This window comes from Brachybacterium sp. GCM10030267 (assembly GCF_042666875.1).
Lineage (GTDB): Bacteria > Actinomycetota > Actinomycetes > Actinomycetales > Dermabacteraceae > Brachybacterium.
On the sequence record NZ_JBHTCX010000012.1, the window covers coordinates 112,499 to 128,528 of the forward strand.

At 70.0% G+C, this 16,030-nt stretch carries 14 protein-coding genes; 9 read left to right on the forward strand and 5 right to left on the reverse strand.

Annotated features, from left to right (window positions below; translation table 11 throughout):
* Positions 1–51 precede the first annotated feature (51 nt).
* The 3 genes from acnA (at position 52) to ACFQS2_RS11640 (ending at position 5,512) form a co-directional block, all read left to right on the forward strand.
* Entirely contained in the window at positions 52–2,841 is a 2,790-nt protein-coding gene (acnA, locus tag ACFQS2_RS11630) for an aconitate hydratase AcnA (RefSeq protein ID WP_377793875.1), read from the forward strand.
* A 199-nt stretch (positions 2,842–3,040) separates the two neighbouring features.
* On the forward strand, positions 3,041–3,388 hold the full coding sequence (locus tag ACFQS2_RS11635) for an iron chaperone (RefSeq protein WP_377020032.1): 348 nt from the start codon (positions 3,041–3,043) through the stop codon (positions 3,386–3,388).
* A gap of 207 nt (positions 3,389–3,595) precedes the next feature.
* Complete coding sequence (locus ACFQS2_RS11640; protein ID WP_377020031.1) at positions 3,596–5,512, forward strand: 1-deoxy-D-xylulose-5-phosphate synthase; 1,917 nt, start codon at positions 3,596–3,598, stop codon at positions 5,510–5,512.
* A gap of 93 nt (positions 5,513–5,605) precedes the next feature.
* Here ACFQS2_RS11640 and map read toward each other — a convergent pair whose 3' ends face one another.
* The 5 genes from map to ACFQS2_RS11665 all read right to left on the reverse strand — a co-directional run bounded on the left by map (position 5,606) and on the right by ACFQS2_RS11665 (position 10,664).
* Positions 5,606–6,427: a type I methionyl aminopeptidase gene (map, locus tag ACFQS2_RS11645; protein ID WP_377020030.1), complete on the reverse strand. Its 822-nt coding sequence runs from the start codon at positions 6,425–6,427 to the stop codon at positions 5,606–5,608.
* Positions 6,424–7,482 carry a heme A synthase gene (locus ACFQS2_RS11650; protein ID WP_377020029.1) on the reverse strand — a complete coding sequence of 353 codons (1,059 nt, stop codon included), beginning with the start codon at positions 7,480–7,482 and terminating at the stop codon, positions 6,424–6,426. The genes map and ACFQS2_RS11650 overlap by 4 nt, the downstream gene beginning before the upstream one ends.
* Before the next feature lie 137 nt (positions 7,483–7,619).
* Positions 7,620–8,351: an ABC transporter permease gene (locus ACFQS2_RS11655; protein ID WP_377020028.1), complete on the reverse strand. Its 732-nt coding sequence runs from the start codon at positions 8,349–8,351 to the stop codon at positions 7,620–7,622.
* Positions 8,352–8,482: 131 nt separating this feature from the next.
* Complete coding sequence (locus ACFQS2_RS11660; protein WP_377020027.1) at positions 8,483–9,445, reverse strand: ABC transporter ATP-binding protein; 963 nt, start codon at positions 9,443–9,445, stop codon at positions 8,483–8,485.
* A gap of 139 nt (positions 9,446–9,584) precedes the next feature.
* Complete coding sequence (locus ACFQS2_RS11665; RefSeq protein ID WP_377020026.1) at positions 9,585–10,664, reverse strand: glutathione S-transferase family protein; 1,080 nt, start codon at positions 10,662–10,664, stop codon at positions 9,585–9,587.
* Between the two features lie 198 nt (positions 10,665–10,862).
* On the opposite strand from ACFQS2_RS11665, the gene ACFQS2_RS11670 reads away from it, so the two are divergent.
* From ACFQS2_RS11670 to ACFQS2_RS11695, 6 genes are all read left to right on the forward strand, one after another.
* Positions 10,863–11,600 carry a helix-turn-helix transcriptional regulator gene (locus ACFQS2_RS11670; protein ID WP_377020025.1) on the forward strand — a complete coding sequence of 246 codons (738 nt, stop codon included), beginning with the start codon at positions 10,863–10,865 and terminating at the stop codon, positions 11,598–11,600.
* Positions 11,597–13,024: a Fe-S cluster assembly protein SufB gene (gene sufB / locus ACFQS2_RS11675; RefSeq protein ID WP_377020024.1), complete on the forward strand. Its 1,428-nt coding sequence runs from the start codon at positions 11,597–11,599 to the stop codon at positions 13,022–13,024. The genes ACFQS2_RS11670 and sufB overlap by 4 nt, the downstream gene beginning before the upstream one ends.
* The gene (sufD, locus tag ACFQS2_RS11680) at positions 13,024–14,352 is read left to right on the forward strand and encodes a Fe-S cluster assembly protein SufD (RefSeq protein ID WP_377020023.1); all 1,329 of its coding nucleotides are present in this window, start codon (positions 13,024–13,026) and stop codon (positions 14,350–14,352) included. Before sufB ends, sufD begins: the two co-directional genes overlap by 1 nt.
* Positions 14,352–14,690 carry a non-heme iron oxygenase ferredoxin subunit gene (locus tag ACFQS2_RS11685; protein WP_377020022.1) on the forward strand — a complete coding sequence of 113 codons (339 nt, stop codon included), beginning with the start codon at positions 14,352–14,354 and terminating at the stop codon, positions 14,688–14,690. The genes sufD and ACFQS2_RS11685 overlap by 1 nt, the downstream gene beginning before the upstream one ends.
* 77 nt (positions 14,691–14,767) lie before the next feature.
* Complete coding sequence (gene sufC / locus ACFQS2_RS11690) at positions 14,768–15,526, forward strand: Fe-S cluster assembly ATPase SufC (protein ID WP_377020021.1); 759 nt, start codon at positions 14,768–14,770, stop codon at positions 15,524–15,526.
* A 100-nt stretch (positions 15,527–15,626) separates the two neighbouring features.
* Positions 15,627–15,959 (forward strand): metal-sulfur cluster assembly factor, encoded by a 333-nt coding sequence (locus ACFQS2_RS11695; protein ID WP_377020020.1) that lies wholly within the window; start codon positions 15,627–15,629, stop codon positions 15,957–15,959.
* The last annotated feature ends 71 nt before the right edge of the window (positions 15,960–16,030 follow it).

Genomic DNA, 16,030 nt, shown 5'->3' on the forward strand with positions numbered 1-16,030 from the left:
CGGGCGCGCATACGATGGAGGGGTCGCCTCATCACCCAAGGAGTTCGCCTCATGAGCACTGTCGACTCATTCGCCGCGAAACAGGATCTCACCGTCGGCGGCACCGACTACGAGATCTTCGCGCTCGACGCCGTGGAGGGCGCCGACAAGCTTCCCTACAGCCTCAAGATCCTGCTGGAGAACCTGCTGCGCACCGAGGACGGTGCGAACATCACCGCCGACCACGTCCGCGCGCTGGCGAACTGGCAGCCCAGCGCCGATCCCTCGGTCGAGATCCAGTTCACCCCGGCCCGCGTGATCATGCAGGACTTCACCGGTGTGCCCTGTGTGGTCGACCTCGCCACCATGCGCGAGGCCATGCAGGAGCTCGGCGGTGACCCCGAGAAGATCAACCCCCTCGCCCCGGCCGAGATGGTCATCGACCACTCCGTCATGATCGACGTGGCCGGCAGGCTCGACGCCCTCGAGCAGAACATGGAGCTGGAGTACGAGCGCAACAAGGAGCGCTACCAGTTCCTGCGCTGGGGCCAGACCGCCTTCGACGACTTCAAGGTGGTGCCCCCGGGCACCGGCATCGTCCACCAGGTCAACATCGAGTACCTTGCCCGCACCGTCATGACCCGCGAGGTCGATGGCGCACTCCGCGCGTACCCGGACTCCTGTGTCGGCACCGACTCCCACACCACGATGGTCAACGGCCTGGGCGTGCTGGGCTGGGGCGTCGGCGGCATCGAGGCCGAGGCCGCCATGCTCGGCCAGCCGGTCTCCATGCTCATCCCGCGCGTGGTCGGCTTCAAGCTGACCGGCGAGATCCCGCCGGCGGCGACTGCGACCGACGTCGTGCTCACGATCACCGAGATGCTCCGCGAGCACGGCGCCGTCGGCAAGTTCGTCGAGTTCTACGGCGAGGGTGTCGCCCAGGTCCCGCTGGCCAACCGTGCCACCATCGGCAACATGAGCCCCGAGTTCGGCTCCACCTGCGCGATCTTCCCGGTCGACGAGGTCACCGTGGACTACCTGCGCCTGACCGGCCGCTCCGAGGAGCAGCTGGCCCTCGTCGAGGCCTACGCCAAGCGCCAGGGGCTGTGGCACGACCCCTCGAAGGAGGCCGAGTACTCCGAGTACCTCGAGCTGGACCTGTCCACCGTGGTCCCCTCGATCGCCGGCCCCAAGCGCCCGCAGGACCGCGTGGCCCTGACCGAGGCCAAGGAGAACTTCCGCGAGGTCCTCCCCTCCTACGCCGGCGACGACGTTCCCGTCCACGAGATCGATACGCCCGAGTCCGGCACCTTCCCGGCCTCGGACCCGGCCGCCCAGGGCTCCGACAACGACTCCGGCGGCGAGGCCCCCGTGGAGGTGCCCGCGGCTCAGGGCCGTGCCTCGAACCCGGTGCAGGTCAAGGGTCAGGACTTCTCGATCGATCACGGCATCGTCTCGATCGCCTCGATCACCTCCTGCACCAACACCTCCAACCCCTCGGTGATGATGGCGGCCGGCCTGCTGGCCCGCAACGCCGCCGACCGGGGCCTGACCTCGAAGCCGTGGGTGAAGACCTCCATGGCGCCCGGGTCCCAGGTGGTCACGAACTACTACACCAAGGCCGGCCTGTGGCCCGCGCTCGAGGAGCTCGGCTTCCACCTCGTCGGCTACGGCTGCACCACGTGCATCGGCAACTCCGGCCCGCTGTCCCCGGAGATCTCCGAGGCCATCGCCGAGAAGGACCTCGCCGTCACGGCGGTGCTCTCGGGCAACCGCAACTTCGAGGGCCGCATCAACCCCGACGTGAAGATGAACTACCTGGCCTCTCCGCCGCTGGTCATCGCCTACGCGCTCGCGGGCACGATGGACTTCGACTTCGAGAACGACCCGCTGGGCACCGACAAGGACGGCAAGGATGTCTACCTGCGCGACATCTGGCCCAGCCCCACCGAGGTCGAGCAGGTCATCGCCGAATCCATCTCCCAGGAGATGTTCACCGACGACTACAAGGACGTCTTCACCGGAGACGAGCGCTGGCGCAACCTCGACACTCCCGAGGGTGCGACGTTCGCGTGGGACGAGGAGTCCACCTACGTGCGCAAGCCCCCGTACTTCGAGGGCATGGAGCTGCGCCCGGAGCCGGTCACCGACATCGAGGGCGCCCGTGTCCTGGTCAAGGTCGGCGACTCCACCACCACCGACCACATCTCGCCCGCGGGCGCGATCAAGCTCGACTCCCCGGCCGGTCGCTACCTCCAGGAGCACGGGGTCGCGCGCAAGGACTTCAACTCCTACGGCTCGCGACGCGGCAACCACGAGGTGATGATCCGCGGCACCTTCGCCAACATCCGTATCCGCAACCAGCTCCTGGACGGGGTCGAGGGCGGCTACACGAAGAACTTCCTGACCGGTGAGCAGGAGTTCATCTACGACGCCGCCCAGGCCTACGCCGAGCAGGACATCCCGCTCGTCGTCCTCGCCGGCAAGGAATACGGCACCGGCTCCTCCCGGGACTGGGCCGCCAAGGGCACCAAGCTCCTCGGGGTGCAGGCCGTGATCGCCGAGAGCTTCGAGCGCATCCACCGCTCCAACCTCATCGGGATGGGCGTGCTGCCGCTACAGTTCCCGACCGGCGAGTCCGCCGAGTCGCTGGGCCTGGACGGCAGCGAGACCTTCTCCATCGCCGGCGTCTCCGCCATCAACGAGGGCGCCAGCCCCAAGCAGGTCGCCGTCACCGCACAGAAGGAGGACGGCACCACGGTGGAGTTCGATGCGGACGTCCGCATCGACACCCCCGGCGAGGCCGAGTACTTCCGCAACGGCGGCATCCTGCAGTACGTGCTGCGCCAGCTGGTCGCGTGAGCCGGGACGGCCCGGGCTCCCGCAGCCCGGGTCGTCGACCCCGGTTCATCGACCGTGGGCGAGAGTCCCCGTGAGTGCGTGCGCCCCGTCAGGCTTCGGCCTGGCGGGGCGCTCTGCGCGGGGCGGGCATGGTTCTCCTCCGGATATGGGACTAGGCTCCTGGCCAGCGCTGGTCCGAGACGTCCGGAAGGGGATGATGATGTCCGATCACGAGGCCTACATCTCCGCGGCGCCCGAGCAATTCCGGCCGGTGCTCGAACAGCTCCGCGGCGAGCTTGCGGCCGCCCTGCCGGAGGCACGTGAGGTCCTCAAGTACGACATGCCGGGTTTCGAGATCGGGGGATCGGTCGTCGCGGGGTATGCCGCCTTCAGCCGGCAGTGCGGCCTGTATGTCGCCGCAGGTGCCATCGCGTCGCACGCCGAGGACATCGCCGCGGCCGGGCTGAAGGCGACCAAGACCGGTGTCACCTTCACTGCGCGGAAGCCGATACCCGGGGATCTGATCCGTCAGCTCGCGCTCGCCTCCCGCCGCGAGCACGGGAGATGAGCGAGCCCGACGGCACCGCGCAGCAGCGCGGCGACGTCCACTAGTGCACCGCTGCGCACGGATACTGCACCGCGATGCACACTCCGGTGGGGACCGGTGAATCACCGGTGAAGATGTGCACGAATGTGACCATGCGGTCCGTCGATACAGGTCAGCACGACGTAAGCTGGCGGCATCCCGTCCCCGAGGCCGATGGAGGACCTGCGCATGTCGACCTCTCAGCAGCATGCCGTCCGGTACGCCGCACCGTCCGCGCCGGCCCCCTCCGCGGCCCCTCGCCCGGCCGCCGGTGACGCCTCACCCGGGGCCGGACCGACGGACGTGGACATCCCCGCCGATCCCGCCCGGCTGCGCGAGCTGGCCCCCACCGAGCTCCCGGCGCTCGCACGCACCCTGCGCCGACGGCTGGTGGAGATCACCTCGCAGCACGGCGGGCACCTCGGTCCCAACCTCGGCGTCGTCGAATTGACCCTCGCCCTGCACCGCGAGCTCGACTCGCCGCGCGAGGCGATCGTGTTCGACACCGGCCATCAGGCCTACGTGCACAAGATGCTCACCGGCCGCGCCGATCTCGCCGGCCTCCGCGGCGCCGGAGGCACGGCCGGGTACCCGGACCGCGCCGAGTCCGCCCACGACGTCGTCGAGAACTCCCACGCCTCCGGCTCGATCGCCTGGGCGCACGGCATCGACCGCGCCCACCGCCTCGCCGGCGAGCCCGGGGTGTCCGTCGCGGTCACCGGCGACGGGGCACTGACCGGCGGCGTCGGCCTCGAAGCGCTCAACGAGCTCGCCACCGACGTCGGCTCACGCACCATCGTGGTGCTCAATGACAACACCCGTTCCTACGCGCCGACCGTCGGGGGACTGTCACAGCACCTGCGAGACCTGCGCGAGGGCACGGTCGCGGCGGGCGACGACCTGTTCAGCTCCCTGGGACTGACCTACCTGGGGCCGATCGACGGCCACGACCACGCAGCCCTGGCGCGCGCACTGCGGCAGGCCCGGGCGGCGGCCGAGGATCCGGAGCGCCCCGGTGTGGTGCTGCACGTGATCACCCGTAAGGGAGCAGGCTTCGCCCGCGCCGAGATGGACGCCCTCGACCACTGGCACACCACCGGGCCCTTCGACATCGAGCCGCCGAACGAACCCGAGAGCGCTCCGGTCCCGGAGGCGAGCGATTCGCCGGCCCCTCCCGCAACCTGGACCGCTCGCTTCTCCGCGGCGGTTCTCGAGGCCGCACGCGCGGACGATCGCGTCGTGGCCCTCAGCGCCGCGATGATCGACCCCGTCGGCCTCGCATCGATGCAGCGCGAGCTGCCCGAGCGCGTGATCGACGTCGGCATCGCCGAACAGCTCGCCCTGGACACCGCTGCCGGACTCTCCCGCGGCGGGGCGAAGCCTCTGGTCGCCCTGTACTCGACGTTCCTGAACCGGGCCTTCGACCAACTGCTGCTGGACGTCGCGCTGCACGGCGAGGACGTCACCCTCACGCTCGACCGCGCCGGGATCACCGGCCCCGACGGGCCGAGCCATCACGGCATCTGGGACCTCGCCCTCGCTGCCCAGGTCCCGGGAATGGCCGTCTGGGCGCCGCGTGACGGCACGCGACTCGATGATGCTGTGACCGCCGCCCTCACCGTGGCGGGGCCGTCGCTGGTGCGCTTCCCGAAGGGCTCGTGCCCGGCGGAGATGGACGCCGTCACCGTGACGGCGGCGGGGCATGTGCTGGCCGGGGATGTCGAGCAGCCGATCGACGTGCTGATCGTGAGCATCGGCGCGCTGGCCGATCGCGCTGTCGCGGCTGCTCAGGAATGCTCCGGGCTGGGGAACGTCGTGGTCCTTGATCCTCTCCAGGCGCTGCCTGTCCCCGCGGAGCTGGTCGACCTGGCCGCCGGTGCCCGCGCCGTGGTCACCCTCGAGGACGGCGTCGCCTCCCGTGGTGTCGGAGCGGCGCTTCGCGGACACCTCGGCGACCGCGCGAGCGTCTCGAGGCCGACGCCGCCCGTGCGCACCCTCGGGATCGACCAGTCGTTCATCCCGCACGGGGACCGCGGACGCCTCCTCGCCGAGCAGGGCCTGGACGCTCCCGGCATCGCATCGGCGGTGCGTGACGTGCTGCGCTGACGCGCGCGGCTGCACCCGTCCTGGGGAGCCATGGCTCCATGGCCCGGGGAGCTGTGACTCCTCGGTCCAGGGCTCCTCGGCCCAGGGAGCTGCTCAGCCCAGGGAGCTGCGCGGAGCGGGGTCGTCCGCCCGGGCCGTGAGGATGACCGGGTCGCCCTCGGTGACCTGCAGCGTGTGCTCCGCGTGCGCTCCGCGGGAGCCGTCGGCCGAGAGCTGGGTCCAGCCGTCGGCCTCATCGACCACGAGCTCGGAGGTGGTGGGGGAGAGGAACGGCTCGACGGTCAGCAGTTGGCCGGCGACGAGCTCGAGCCCTCCGCCCGGGGTGCCGTGGTTGGGCACGAACGGCGCTTCGTGCATGGTCCGGCCGACGCCGTGCCCGCCGAAGCGGTTGTTGATCGTGTATCCGAGGCTGTGGGCCTCGTTCATGACGGCATGGCCGATGTCGCCGACCGTGTTGCCGGCGCGCACCTGATCGATGCCCGCCCACATCACCTGTTCGGTGTCGCGGATCAGCTGCAGATCCTCGGGGCGGGGCGTGCCCACCGTGATCGAGAGGCAGGAGTCGGCGACCCAGCCCTCGACCTCCACGGCGAAATCCAGCGAGAGCAGGTCGCCGTCGGCCAGGACCCGGTCGTAGGGGCGGCCGTGTAGGACGCCGTCGTTGACCGAGGTGCAGATGACGTGGCCGAAGGGGGAGGCCCCGAAGGCCGGGTGGTAATCGAGATAGCAGCTGGTCGCGCCGACCTCGCGGATCAGCCGATGCGCTTCGGCGTCGATCTCCAGCAGATTCCATCCGACATCGACCACGGAGCGCAGGTGGGAGAGCACCGAGGCGACGAACTCGCCGGCCGGCCGGGCCTGGTCCAGGGTGGGCAGCTCCTGCGTCGCGTCGCGGCGGCGTCGTCCGAGGATCATGAGGTCTCCGAGGTGTCGGGGCGGGCGGCAGGGGGATCGGCTGGGTCAGCGGAGGACGTGCGCTCCTCGGCCCACTGCCAGGTGACCAGGCGGGCTCCCACCCAGGCGATGGCGGCGGCGAACAGCGAGGCGCCGATCAGGTGGAAGAAGACGATCAGCTCCGGGAGCCCGGTGTAGTACTGGACGTACCCGATGACGCCTTGGAGCAGAGTCAGCACGACGAGGCCCCAGGCGGCGGTGGTGGCCTCGGGGCGGGCCCCGTGGCGGTGCAGCACGATCAGCAGAGCGATCAGCAGGGCGCAGAACACGTAGACGGCACCGGCGTGGAGCCGGGCGGCCAGGCGCGGATCCATCGCGATGCGGGTGATCTCGCCGGCGTCGCCGGAATGGGGGCCGGTGCCGGTGACGATCGTGCCCAGCACGAGCACAGTGAACCCGACGGCTGCCAGCGCGATGAAGATCCCCAGCGCGCGGGTCGGCACGGCCGGCCGGACGGGGCCGTCCCCGTCGTACAGGCGCACCAGCAGCACCATGGAGACCGCCCCGAGCAGCGGGGAGATCAGGAAGTGCGGGCTGACCAGTCCCGGGTGGAGGTGGAGCCACACCACGAAAGCCCCGATCAGCCCTTGCAGCAGGGTGCCGATCAGCGGCACCCAGGCCAAGCGGCGGAACCCGGGACCCTTGTGGCTCAGCCACCGCCACGTCACCAGCAGCACCGCGATCGCGAAGATGCTCAGCACGCCGGTCAGGGTGCGATTTCCGAACTCCACGAACGGGTGGATACCGGAGGCCATCGTGAACTCCGGTGTGAACTGGCCGGGCTCGCAGTTCGGCCACGTCGAGCAGCCCAGCCCGCTGCCGGTCAACCGCACCGCGCCGCCGGAGAGGATGATGCCCATCTGGCAGATGAGGTTTCCCCACAGCGCGATCGCGGCGAGGCGTGCCCGGCGCCGCGGTCCCCAGGACCGCAGGCGAGGATCGGGCAGCGTGGTGATGCGGCCGTGGCGCTCGGGGACGCGTGCGGTCGCGGGCGAGGCGACGGGACCGGAGGACATGCGGTCGATTCTAGGGATGGCGACGGGAAGTTCCCTGATCGAGCGTCGCTGATGCGACCGATCCCGCACTGCATCGGGATGGCGACCGCTCCGAGCCCCGGGCACTCAGCGGGTCGATCACCGCGGCAGGGGATCCTTCAGCTGTCGGTCCAGCGGAACCAGCGGATCACGGCGAGCGCACCGAGCACCGCCCATGCCATCAGCACCAGCAGCGAGCCCGGGGAGAACGGGCCTCCGGCCAGGCACGCCCGCATCAGCTCCCCGAGAGCACCCGAGGGCAGCAGATCCACCAGGCCGCGCAGCAGATGCGGATAGGTCGCCGGCGGCAGGGCGACACCGCCGGCGGCCACCAGGACGACGAACACCAGGTTGGAGACCGCGAGCACCGCTTCGGTGCGCAGGAGGCCGGCGATCAGCAGGCCGAGCGAGCCGAAGGCGACGGTGCCGAGCACCCATACCGGGACCACCGCCAGCATCTCCAGCGCTGCGGGTCTCCAGCCGAGGATCAGAGCGAGCCCGCCGAGCACGAGGACCTGGATCACCTGGACGAGCAGCGTGGCGAGGATCTTGCCGGCGAGGTACCCGTCGCGTCCCAGCGGTGTGGTCGCCACCCAGCGCAGCACGCCGTTGCGGCGGTCGAACCCGGTCTGGATCGCCTGGGAGGTGAAGGACGTCGAGATCAGCGCGGTGGCCAGGGTCGCGGAGAGCGCCGTGTCGATCGGGTCCGCGCCGTCGAGGCTGCCGATGGGCAGCAGGCGCAGGCCGATGAGCACCATGGCGGGCAGGGCGATCGCCACCATCAGCTGCTCGCCGTTCGAGAGGAGCGTCCGTGCCTCGAGCGCGGCATGGGCGATCACCCTGCGCAGCATCGACGCAGGCCGCGGCGCGGGCCGCGGGGCAGGCGCCGAGGTCGGCCCCGGGCTCCCGCCGGCTCGGCGGGTCTGGGCAGGCCGTGATGCGGGCGATGGTGACGACAGGGGTGCGTCATCGGCGGCGGGGCTCATCTCAGCTCCTCAGCGGGCGCGGCGACACTGCTGCCCGGGGCGAGCGGCGCCCCAGCTCGCGACGCGGGCTCCTGCCGATCCGCACGGTCCTGCTGCATGAGGTCCAGCAGCACGGCCTCGAGATCCGCGGCGCCGGCACCGGTGATCTCCAGCCGTGCGCCGTGACGAGCGGCGGCGGCCTGCAGGTCCGCCTCGAGAGCGGGCACGGAGGCCGGGTCGACGCCGTGCGCGGTCGCGCGTACGGCGACGGCGCCGTGCTGGGCGTCGTGCGCGGTGATGATGTCCTGGACGGAGCCCGTGGCCAGGGTCCTCCCGCCGGCGATGACGCAGACGGCGTCGGCCAGGCCGACCACGTCGTCCATCATGTGGGTGGTCAGCACGACGGCCGTGCCGGTGTCGGCGAGGGAACGGATCAGGTGGCGCACCCGCTGCCGGATCGAGGGGTCCATGCCGGCCGTGGGCTCGTCCAGGAAGATCAGCTCGGGACGGCCGATGATCGCGAGGGCCAGCGCGAGGCGCTGCCGCTGTCCACCGGACAGCCTCCGCACGAGGGTGGTGGCGAACTCGTCGATCCCGAGGTGCTCGGCGACCTCGTCCACCGGCAGCGGGGCGGCATGCAGGCTCGCCCCGTAGCGCAGCAGAGACATGGCTCGGGCCCCCGAGGTCAGCCCGCCGTCCTGGATCATGACGCCGACGCGGGCACGGTGGCCGGGGCCGGCGCGCCAGGGGTCGCGGCCCAGCACCGACACGGTTCCGCCGACGGGGCGCAGCAGCCCGGTGGCGCAGGAGACCACGGTGGTCTTGCCCGCGCCGTTGGGACCCAGGAGCGCTGTCACCTCACCGCGGCGCGCGGTCAGCGAGAGCCCGTCCAGGGCGCGGACGGGGCCGTAGAAGTGCGTGAGGCTCTCGGCGTGCAGGGCCGGCGGCGCCGGGGACGGCGCGGGGGAGTGGTCTGTCATGTCGGCACCCATGGTAGGCGCGGCGGAGGTGCGACCGCCCCGCCGCGGCCGCCCCGCCGTGGCCGCCCCGCCGCGGCCGACCGGCCCGCCGCGCCCGGCCGCAGGCCCCGAGCGAACCTGCCCTGCTGTCCGTGGGCGCTCAGCGCCCGGTCACGTGCAGCGGGGTGTGCTCGGGGTCGACGACCTCGGCCGCCAACGGCGGCTCGGGGGCGGTGCCACCATCGCCCCACGTGTTGGTGGGGAAGCGGTCACGGTCGTGAGCATCCATGAGGTGGCTCATATCCGGACCGACGGGCACCACCTGGGTCGGGTTGATGTCGGTCTGGACGTAGTAGTAGTGCGTCTTGATCTGTTCGAGGTCGATCGTGTCGCCGAAGCCGGGCGTCTGGAACAGGTCCTTGGTGTAGTTCCACAGGTTCGGCATGGTCGCCAGCGGCTGACGGTTCGCCTTGAAGTGGCTGTAGTAGACCGGGTCGAAGCGGATCAGGGTGGGAAACAGGCGCACGTCGGCCTCCGTGATCGCGGGCCCCATCAGGTACCGGCTGTGCGAGAGACGGTCCTCCAGTTCGTCGAGCGCCACCCACAGCTTGCGGTACTCGCTCTCGTAGACGTCCTGGGAGCCGGCGAAACCGGTCTTGTACACACCGTTGTTGACCCGGTGCAGCATCCACGTGTTGAGGGCGTCGATCTCCTCGCGCTGGGCCTCGGGGTAGAGATCCGGGGCGCCGTCGCGGTGGTGGGCGCTCCACTGGGTGGCGAAGTCCAGCGTGATCTGCTGGAAGTCGTTGGTCACGACGGCCTTGGAGGGGATGTCGACCATGGCGGGCACCGTGATGCCGCGCGGGTAGTCGGGGAAGCGCGCGAAATAGGCCTGCTGGAGACGCTCGTAGCCCAGGACCGGGTCCTTCCCGCCCTCATCGAGATCGAAAGTCCACGAGCGCTTGTCGTGGGTGGGACCGGGCATGCCCACGGAGAGGACGTCCTCGAGGCCGTGCAGGCGGCGCGAGATCAGGGTGCGATTGGCCCACGGGCAGGCGCGGGCGGCGACGAGGTGGTAGCGGCCGGGCTCGACGGGCCATCCGTCCCGGGCGTCCTCCGTGATGCGGTCGGCGATGTAGTTCATGTCGCGGTCGAAGGGCTTGCCCTGGTGGACGTAGGAGCCCTCGGTCGAATGCTCCTGGCCGGAGTCCGCGGTGCTGGTGGCGTCCTCGATGCTCATGGCTTCTCTTCCTCGGTCTCTCGTGGGGAGGCGATCGCGGGGGATGCCGCGCCGCCTCCCAGGGTAGTTGAAAATGAGCGGAGACGGAAGCGGTGCCATGCCGCACACCGGTCGAGCGGTTTTAGGAAAGCTACGTGTTGTAAAATATTGGGGTGCCGTCAGGTGAGCAGGCCAGAGCAGGGAGAAGGTGAGGCGCCGATGACAGCGGAACAGCCGGATCCCGGCAGCACTCTCACCACGCGAGATCGCCTGGTCGACGCCATCTCGGCGCACGGCCCGATCACTGCCCGCCAGCTGGCGGAGCGGTTCGGTCTCACCAGTGCTGCGGTGCGTCGCCATCTCGCGGCGCTGGAGGCCGACGGGACCATCGCCGAGCATGACGTACCCATCGGCCATCGCGGCCGTGGACGCCCCAGCAAGGCCTTCGTGCTCTCGAAGTCCGCCCACGAGTCCCTGCCCGGCGGGTACGACGACCTCGCGGTGATGGCCTTCGAGGAGCTCGCGCGCCTCGGCGGGGACGAGGCGGTGTCACGGCTCGCCGGGCGCCGTATCGCGGATTGGGAGGCGGCGCTGTCGCAGCGGGTCGCCGAGTGCGAGGCCGCCGGGGAGACCGTCACCCTGGCTCGGCGGGTGGAACTGCTGGCCGAGATGCTCACCGCCCGCGGGTACGCCACCACGGTGCGTCCGCTGCACGTCCCGATGCCTGCCACGAACACACGACCGGGCGGCAGCCCGCGTACGCTCGTGACAGCGCAGCTGTGCCATGGGCACTGCCCCGTCCTCGACGTCGCCGCAGATCACCCCGAGCTGTGCGAGGCCGAGACTGAAGTCATCTCCCGCATTATCGGAGCACCCGTCCAGCGCCTGGCCACCCTGGCGCAGGGCGCGCACGCTTGCACGACACACATTCCGCTCACCGAGGGAAGGACACCATGACGAGCGCACCAGAGAAGCTGACACAGGACGAGATCATCGAGTCCGTCGGCCAGTACGCCTTTGGCTGGCACGACGAGGACACGGCCGGTGCCAGCGCGCGCCGCGGCCTGAGCGAAGAGGTCGTCCGTGACATCTCCGCCAAGAAGGACGAGCCCGAATGGATGCTCGAGCGCCGCCTGAAGGCGCTCAAGCTGTTCGACAAGAAGCCCATGCCCACGTGGGGCCCGGATCTGTCGGGCATCGCCTTCGAGGACATCAAGTACTTCGTGCGGTCCACGGAGGCCCAGGTCACCGACTGGGACGACCTGCCCGCGGACATTAAGGAGACCTACGACCGGCTCGGCATCCCCGAGGCCGAGAAGCAGCGCCTGGTCGCCGGTGTCGCCGCGCAGTACGAGTCCGAGGTCGTCTACCACCAGATCCGCGAGGACCTGGAGGAGCAGGGCGTCATCTTCATGGACACCGACACCGGGCTGCGCGAGCACCCGGAGCTGTTCCAGGAGTACTTCGGCTCCGTCATCCCCGCCGGTGACAACAAGTTCTCCGCGCTGAACACCGCGGTGTGGTCGGGCGGCTCCTTCGTCTACGTCCCCAAGGGCGTGCACGTGGAGATCCCGCTGCAGGCCTACTTCCGGATCAACACCGAGAACATGGGCCAGTTCGAGCGCACGCTGATCATCGCCGACGAGGGCTCCTACGTGCACTACGTCGAGGGCTGCACCGCGCCGATCTACAAGTCGGACTCCCTGCACTCGGCCGTCGTGGAGATCGTCGTCAAGAAGGACGCCCGTGTCCGCTACACGACGATCCAGAACTGGTCGAACAACGTGTACAACCTGGTCACCAAGCGCACCACGGTCGAGCAGGGCGGCACCATGGAGTGGGTCGACGGCAACATCGGCTCCAAGGTCACCATGAAGTACCCGGCGGTCTGGCTGATGGGCGAGCACGCCCGCGGCGAGACGCTGTCGATCGCCTTCGCCGGCGAGAACCAGCAGCAGGACACCGGCTCCAAGATGGTCCACATGGCCCCGCACACCTCCAGCTCGATCGTCTCCAAGTCGGTCTCGCGCGGAGGTGGCCGCACGTCCTACCGCGGCCTGGTCCAGGTGATGCCCGGCGCCGAGCACGCGGCCTCCACCGTGCTGTGCGACGCGCTGCTGGTGGACCAGATCTCCCGCACCGACACCTACCCCTACGTGGACGTCCGCGTCGACGACGTCCAGATGGGCCACGAGGCGACCGTCTCCAAGGTCTCCGAGGAGCAGCTGTTCTACCTCATGAGCCGAGGCCTGGAGGAGACCGAGGCGATGGCGATGATCGTGCGCGGGTTCATCGAACCCATCGCGCGCGAGCTCCCCATGGAGTACGCCCTCGAACTGAACCGCCTGATCGAGCTGCAGATGGAAGGAGCAGTCGGTTGATGACTGCCTCAGATACGTACGACCTCACCGGTGCCGAGAGCGCTGGGGATCCCGCGGCCAACGAGAACGTCGGGAACGCCGCCGGTGCGGCTCCCGTCGCTGCTCAGTCGGCCCTGGACGGTGCGCGGCCGGCGGCCGCCCCCGAGCTGGAGGAGGAGGGCCTGGCCCTTCCCGGCGAGAAGAATCCCGAGCGTGCCGCGCTGAACCGCGGCGCGCGCAAGCGCTCCTTCGAGCTCGGCGACCACGCCGTGCCCACCAGCAAGGTCGAGGAGTGGCGCTTCACCCCGCTGCGCCGCTTCGCCCCGCTGTTCGAGGACGTCCCCACCGACGACCGTGAGGGCGATCCCGCCCTGGACTACAGCATCGACGTGCCCGAGGGCGCCCCGGAGACCTCGGTGCTCGCCCCCGGCCAGGCGCCCCGCGGCACCGCACTGGTGCCCGAGGACCTCACCGCTGCCATCGCCTCGGCCCGCACCGAGCAGGCCCTGCACCTGGTGGCACCGAAGAACACCGAGCTCTCCGAGCCGTTCCGGGTCGGGATCAACGGTCAGGGCGCGGACCGTCGCGGCAACGCACACATCGTGCTGGAGACCCAGGAGTCCTCCTCGGCGACCTTCGTGCTGAACCACACCGGCTCGGCCCAGTACGCGCAGAACGTGGAGATGGTCGTCGGCGACAACTCGCAGATGACGGTCATCGCGCTGCAGGACTGGGACGACGACGCGCTGCACGTGGCGACCCACCACGCTCGTGTGGGGCGTGACGCGAAGATCAAGCACATCGTGGTCTCCCTCGGCGGCAGCGCCGTGCGGGTCAACGCCATCGGCGAGTTCGCCGCCCCGGGCGGCGAGATCGAGAACCTGGGCCTGTACTTCTCCGACTCCGGCCAGTTCCTCGAGCACCGGCTCTTCGTCGATCACGCGGCGCCGAACTGCACCTCGAACGTGGCCTACAAGGGTGCGCTGCAGGGCAGCAAGGCACGGTCCGTCTGGGTCGGCGACGTACTGATCCGCAAGGAGGCCGAGGGCACCAACACCTACGAGCTGAACCGCAACCTGGTTCTGACCGAGGGTGCCCGCGCCGATTCGGTGCCGAACCTGGAGATCGAGACCGGGGAGATCGAGGGTGCCGGTCACGCGGCTGCCACCGGTCGCTTCGACGACGAGCAGCTGTTCTACCTGCGCGCGCGGGGGATCCCGGAGAAGGAGGCGCGGCGTCTGGTCGTGCGCGGCTTCTTCGCCGAGCTCATCCAGCGCATCGACGTGCCCGAGATCCGTGAGCACCTCTTCGAGTCCATCGAGTCCGAGCTCGCACGGAGCATGAACTGATGAGCGACGCCTTCGTCCCCGTCGCCACCCTGGACCGTCTCGCCCCCGGCGAGGCGATCGACGTCGTCGCCGACGACATCGAGATCGCCCTGGTGCGCGACGAGGACGGCGGCGTCCACGCCCTCGAGGACGTCTGCTCGCACGACGAGATCGCCTTGTCGGACGGCGACGTCGAGGGCTGCACCATCGAATGCTGGAAGCACGGCAGCCAGTTCGACCTGGTCACGGGCCGGCCCCTGCAGCTGCCCGCCGTCCTGCCCGTGCGGGTCTTCCCCGTCCGGGTGGACGAGTCCAGCGGCGAGATCCTCGTCGACCCGACCGGAGCCTCCACCCTCTGATCATCATCGGGCGCCGCCGGCCGGAGCCCGCCCCACCTCACGAATCCACCAGCACCCCTGGCCAAGGAGAACCACCTATGTCGATTCTGGAGATCAAGAACCTCCACGCCACCGTCGAGACCCCCGAGGGCACCAAGGAGATCCTCAAGGGCGTCGACCTGACCATCAAGTCGGGCGAGACCCACGCCATCATGGGGCCCAACGGCTCCGGCAAGTCGACCCTCGCCTACGCGGTCGCCGGCCACCCCAAGTACGAGATCACCGAGGGCGAGCTGACGCTCGACGGTGAGGACGTGCTGGAGATGAGCGTCGACGAGCGCGCCCGCGCCGGCCTCTTCCTGGCCATGCAGTACCCGGTCGAGGTCCCCGGCGTGACCGTGTCGAACTTCCTGCGCACCGCCAAGACCGCGATCGACGGCGAGGCCCCCTCGCTGCGCACCTGGGTCAAGGACGTCAAGGGCTCCATGGATGATCTGCGCATGGACCCCGTCTTCGCCGAGCGCAACGTCAACGAGGGCTTCTCCGGTGGCGAGAAGAAGCGCCACGAGATCCTGCAGATGCAGCTGCTCAAGCCCGGCATCGCGATCCTCGACGAGACCGATTCCGGCCTCGACGTCGACGCGCTGCGCATCGTCTCCGAGGGCGTCAACCGGGCCAAGGAGAACACCGACGTCGGCATCATGCTGATCACGCACTACACCCGTATCCTGCAGTACGTGAAGCCGGACTTCGTCCACGTCTTCGTCGGCGGCAAGATCGCGGAGCAGGGCGGCCCGGAGCTCGCCGAGCGCCTCGAGAACGAGGGCTACGACCGCTTCCTCGTCGGCGCCAACTGACGCCACCATCCGGTCCGGCCCGGGATCCATCCCGCGGCCGGCCCGGCACCACCCCACCAGCGGGCCGTGACCGCGGCCCGCGCCTGACCGGGAGGATGCCATGACCGACCAGAAGACCCCGTCGGCCACCGTCACCGCCGATGACGTCACCGAGGCGATGAAGGACGTGATCGACCCCGAGCTCGGGATCAACGTCGTCGATCTCGGCCTCGTCTACGGCGTCACCGTCGAGGACGGCCACGCCGTCATCGATATGACCCTGACCTCCGCCGCGTGCCCCCTGACGGACATGCTCGAGGAGCAGACGTTCGCCGTGCTCGACCCCATCACGGAGACGCACCGCATCAACTGGGTGTGGATGCCGCCGTGGGGCATGGAGAAGATCACCGAGGACGGCCGCGAGCAGCTGCGCGCGATCGGCTTCAACCTCTGACCTGACGCACGGGACCCCCTGATCTGCCCAACGGCAGATCAGGGGGTTCTTCCTGTGCACGACGGACCACA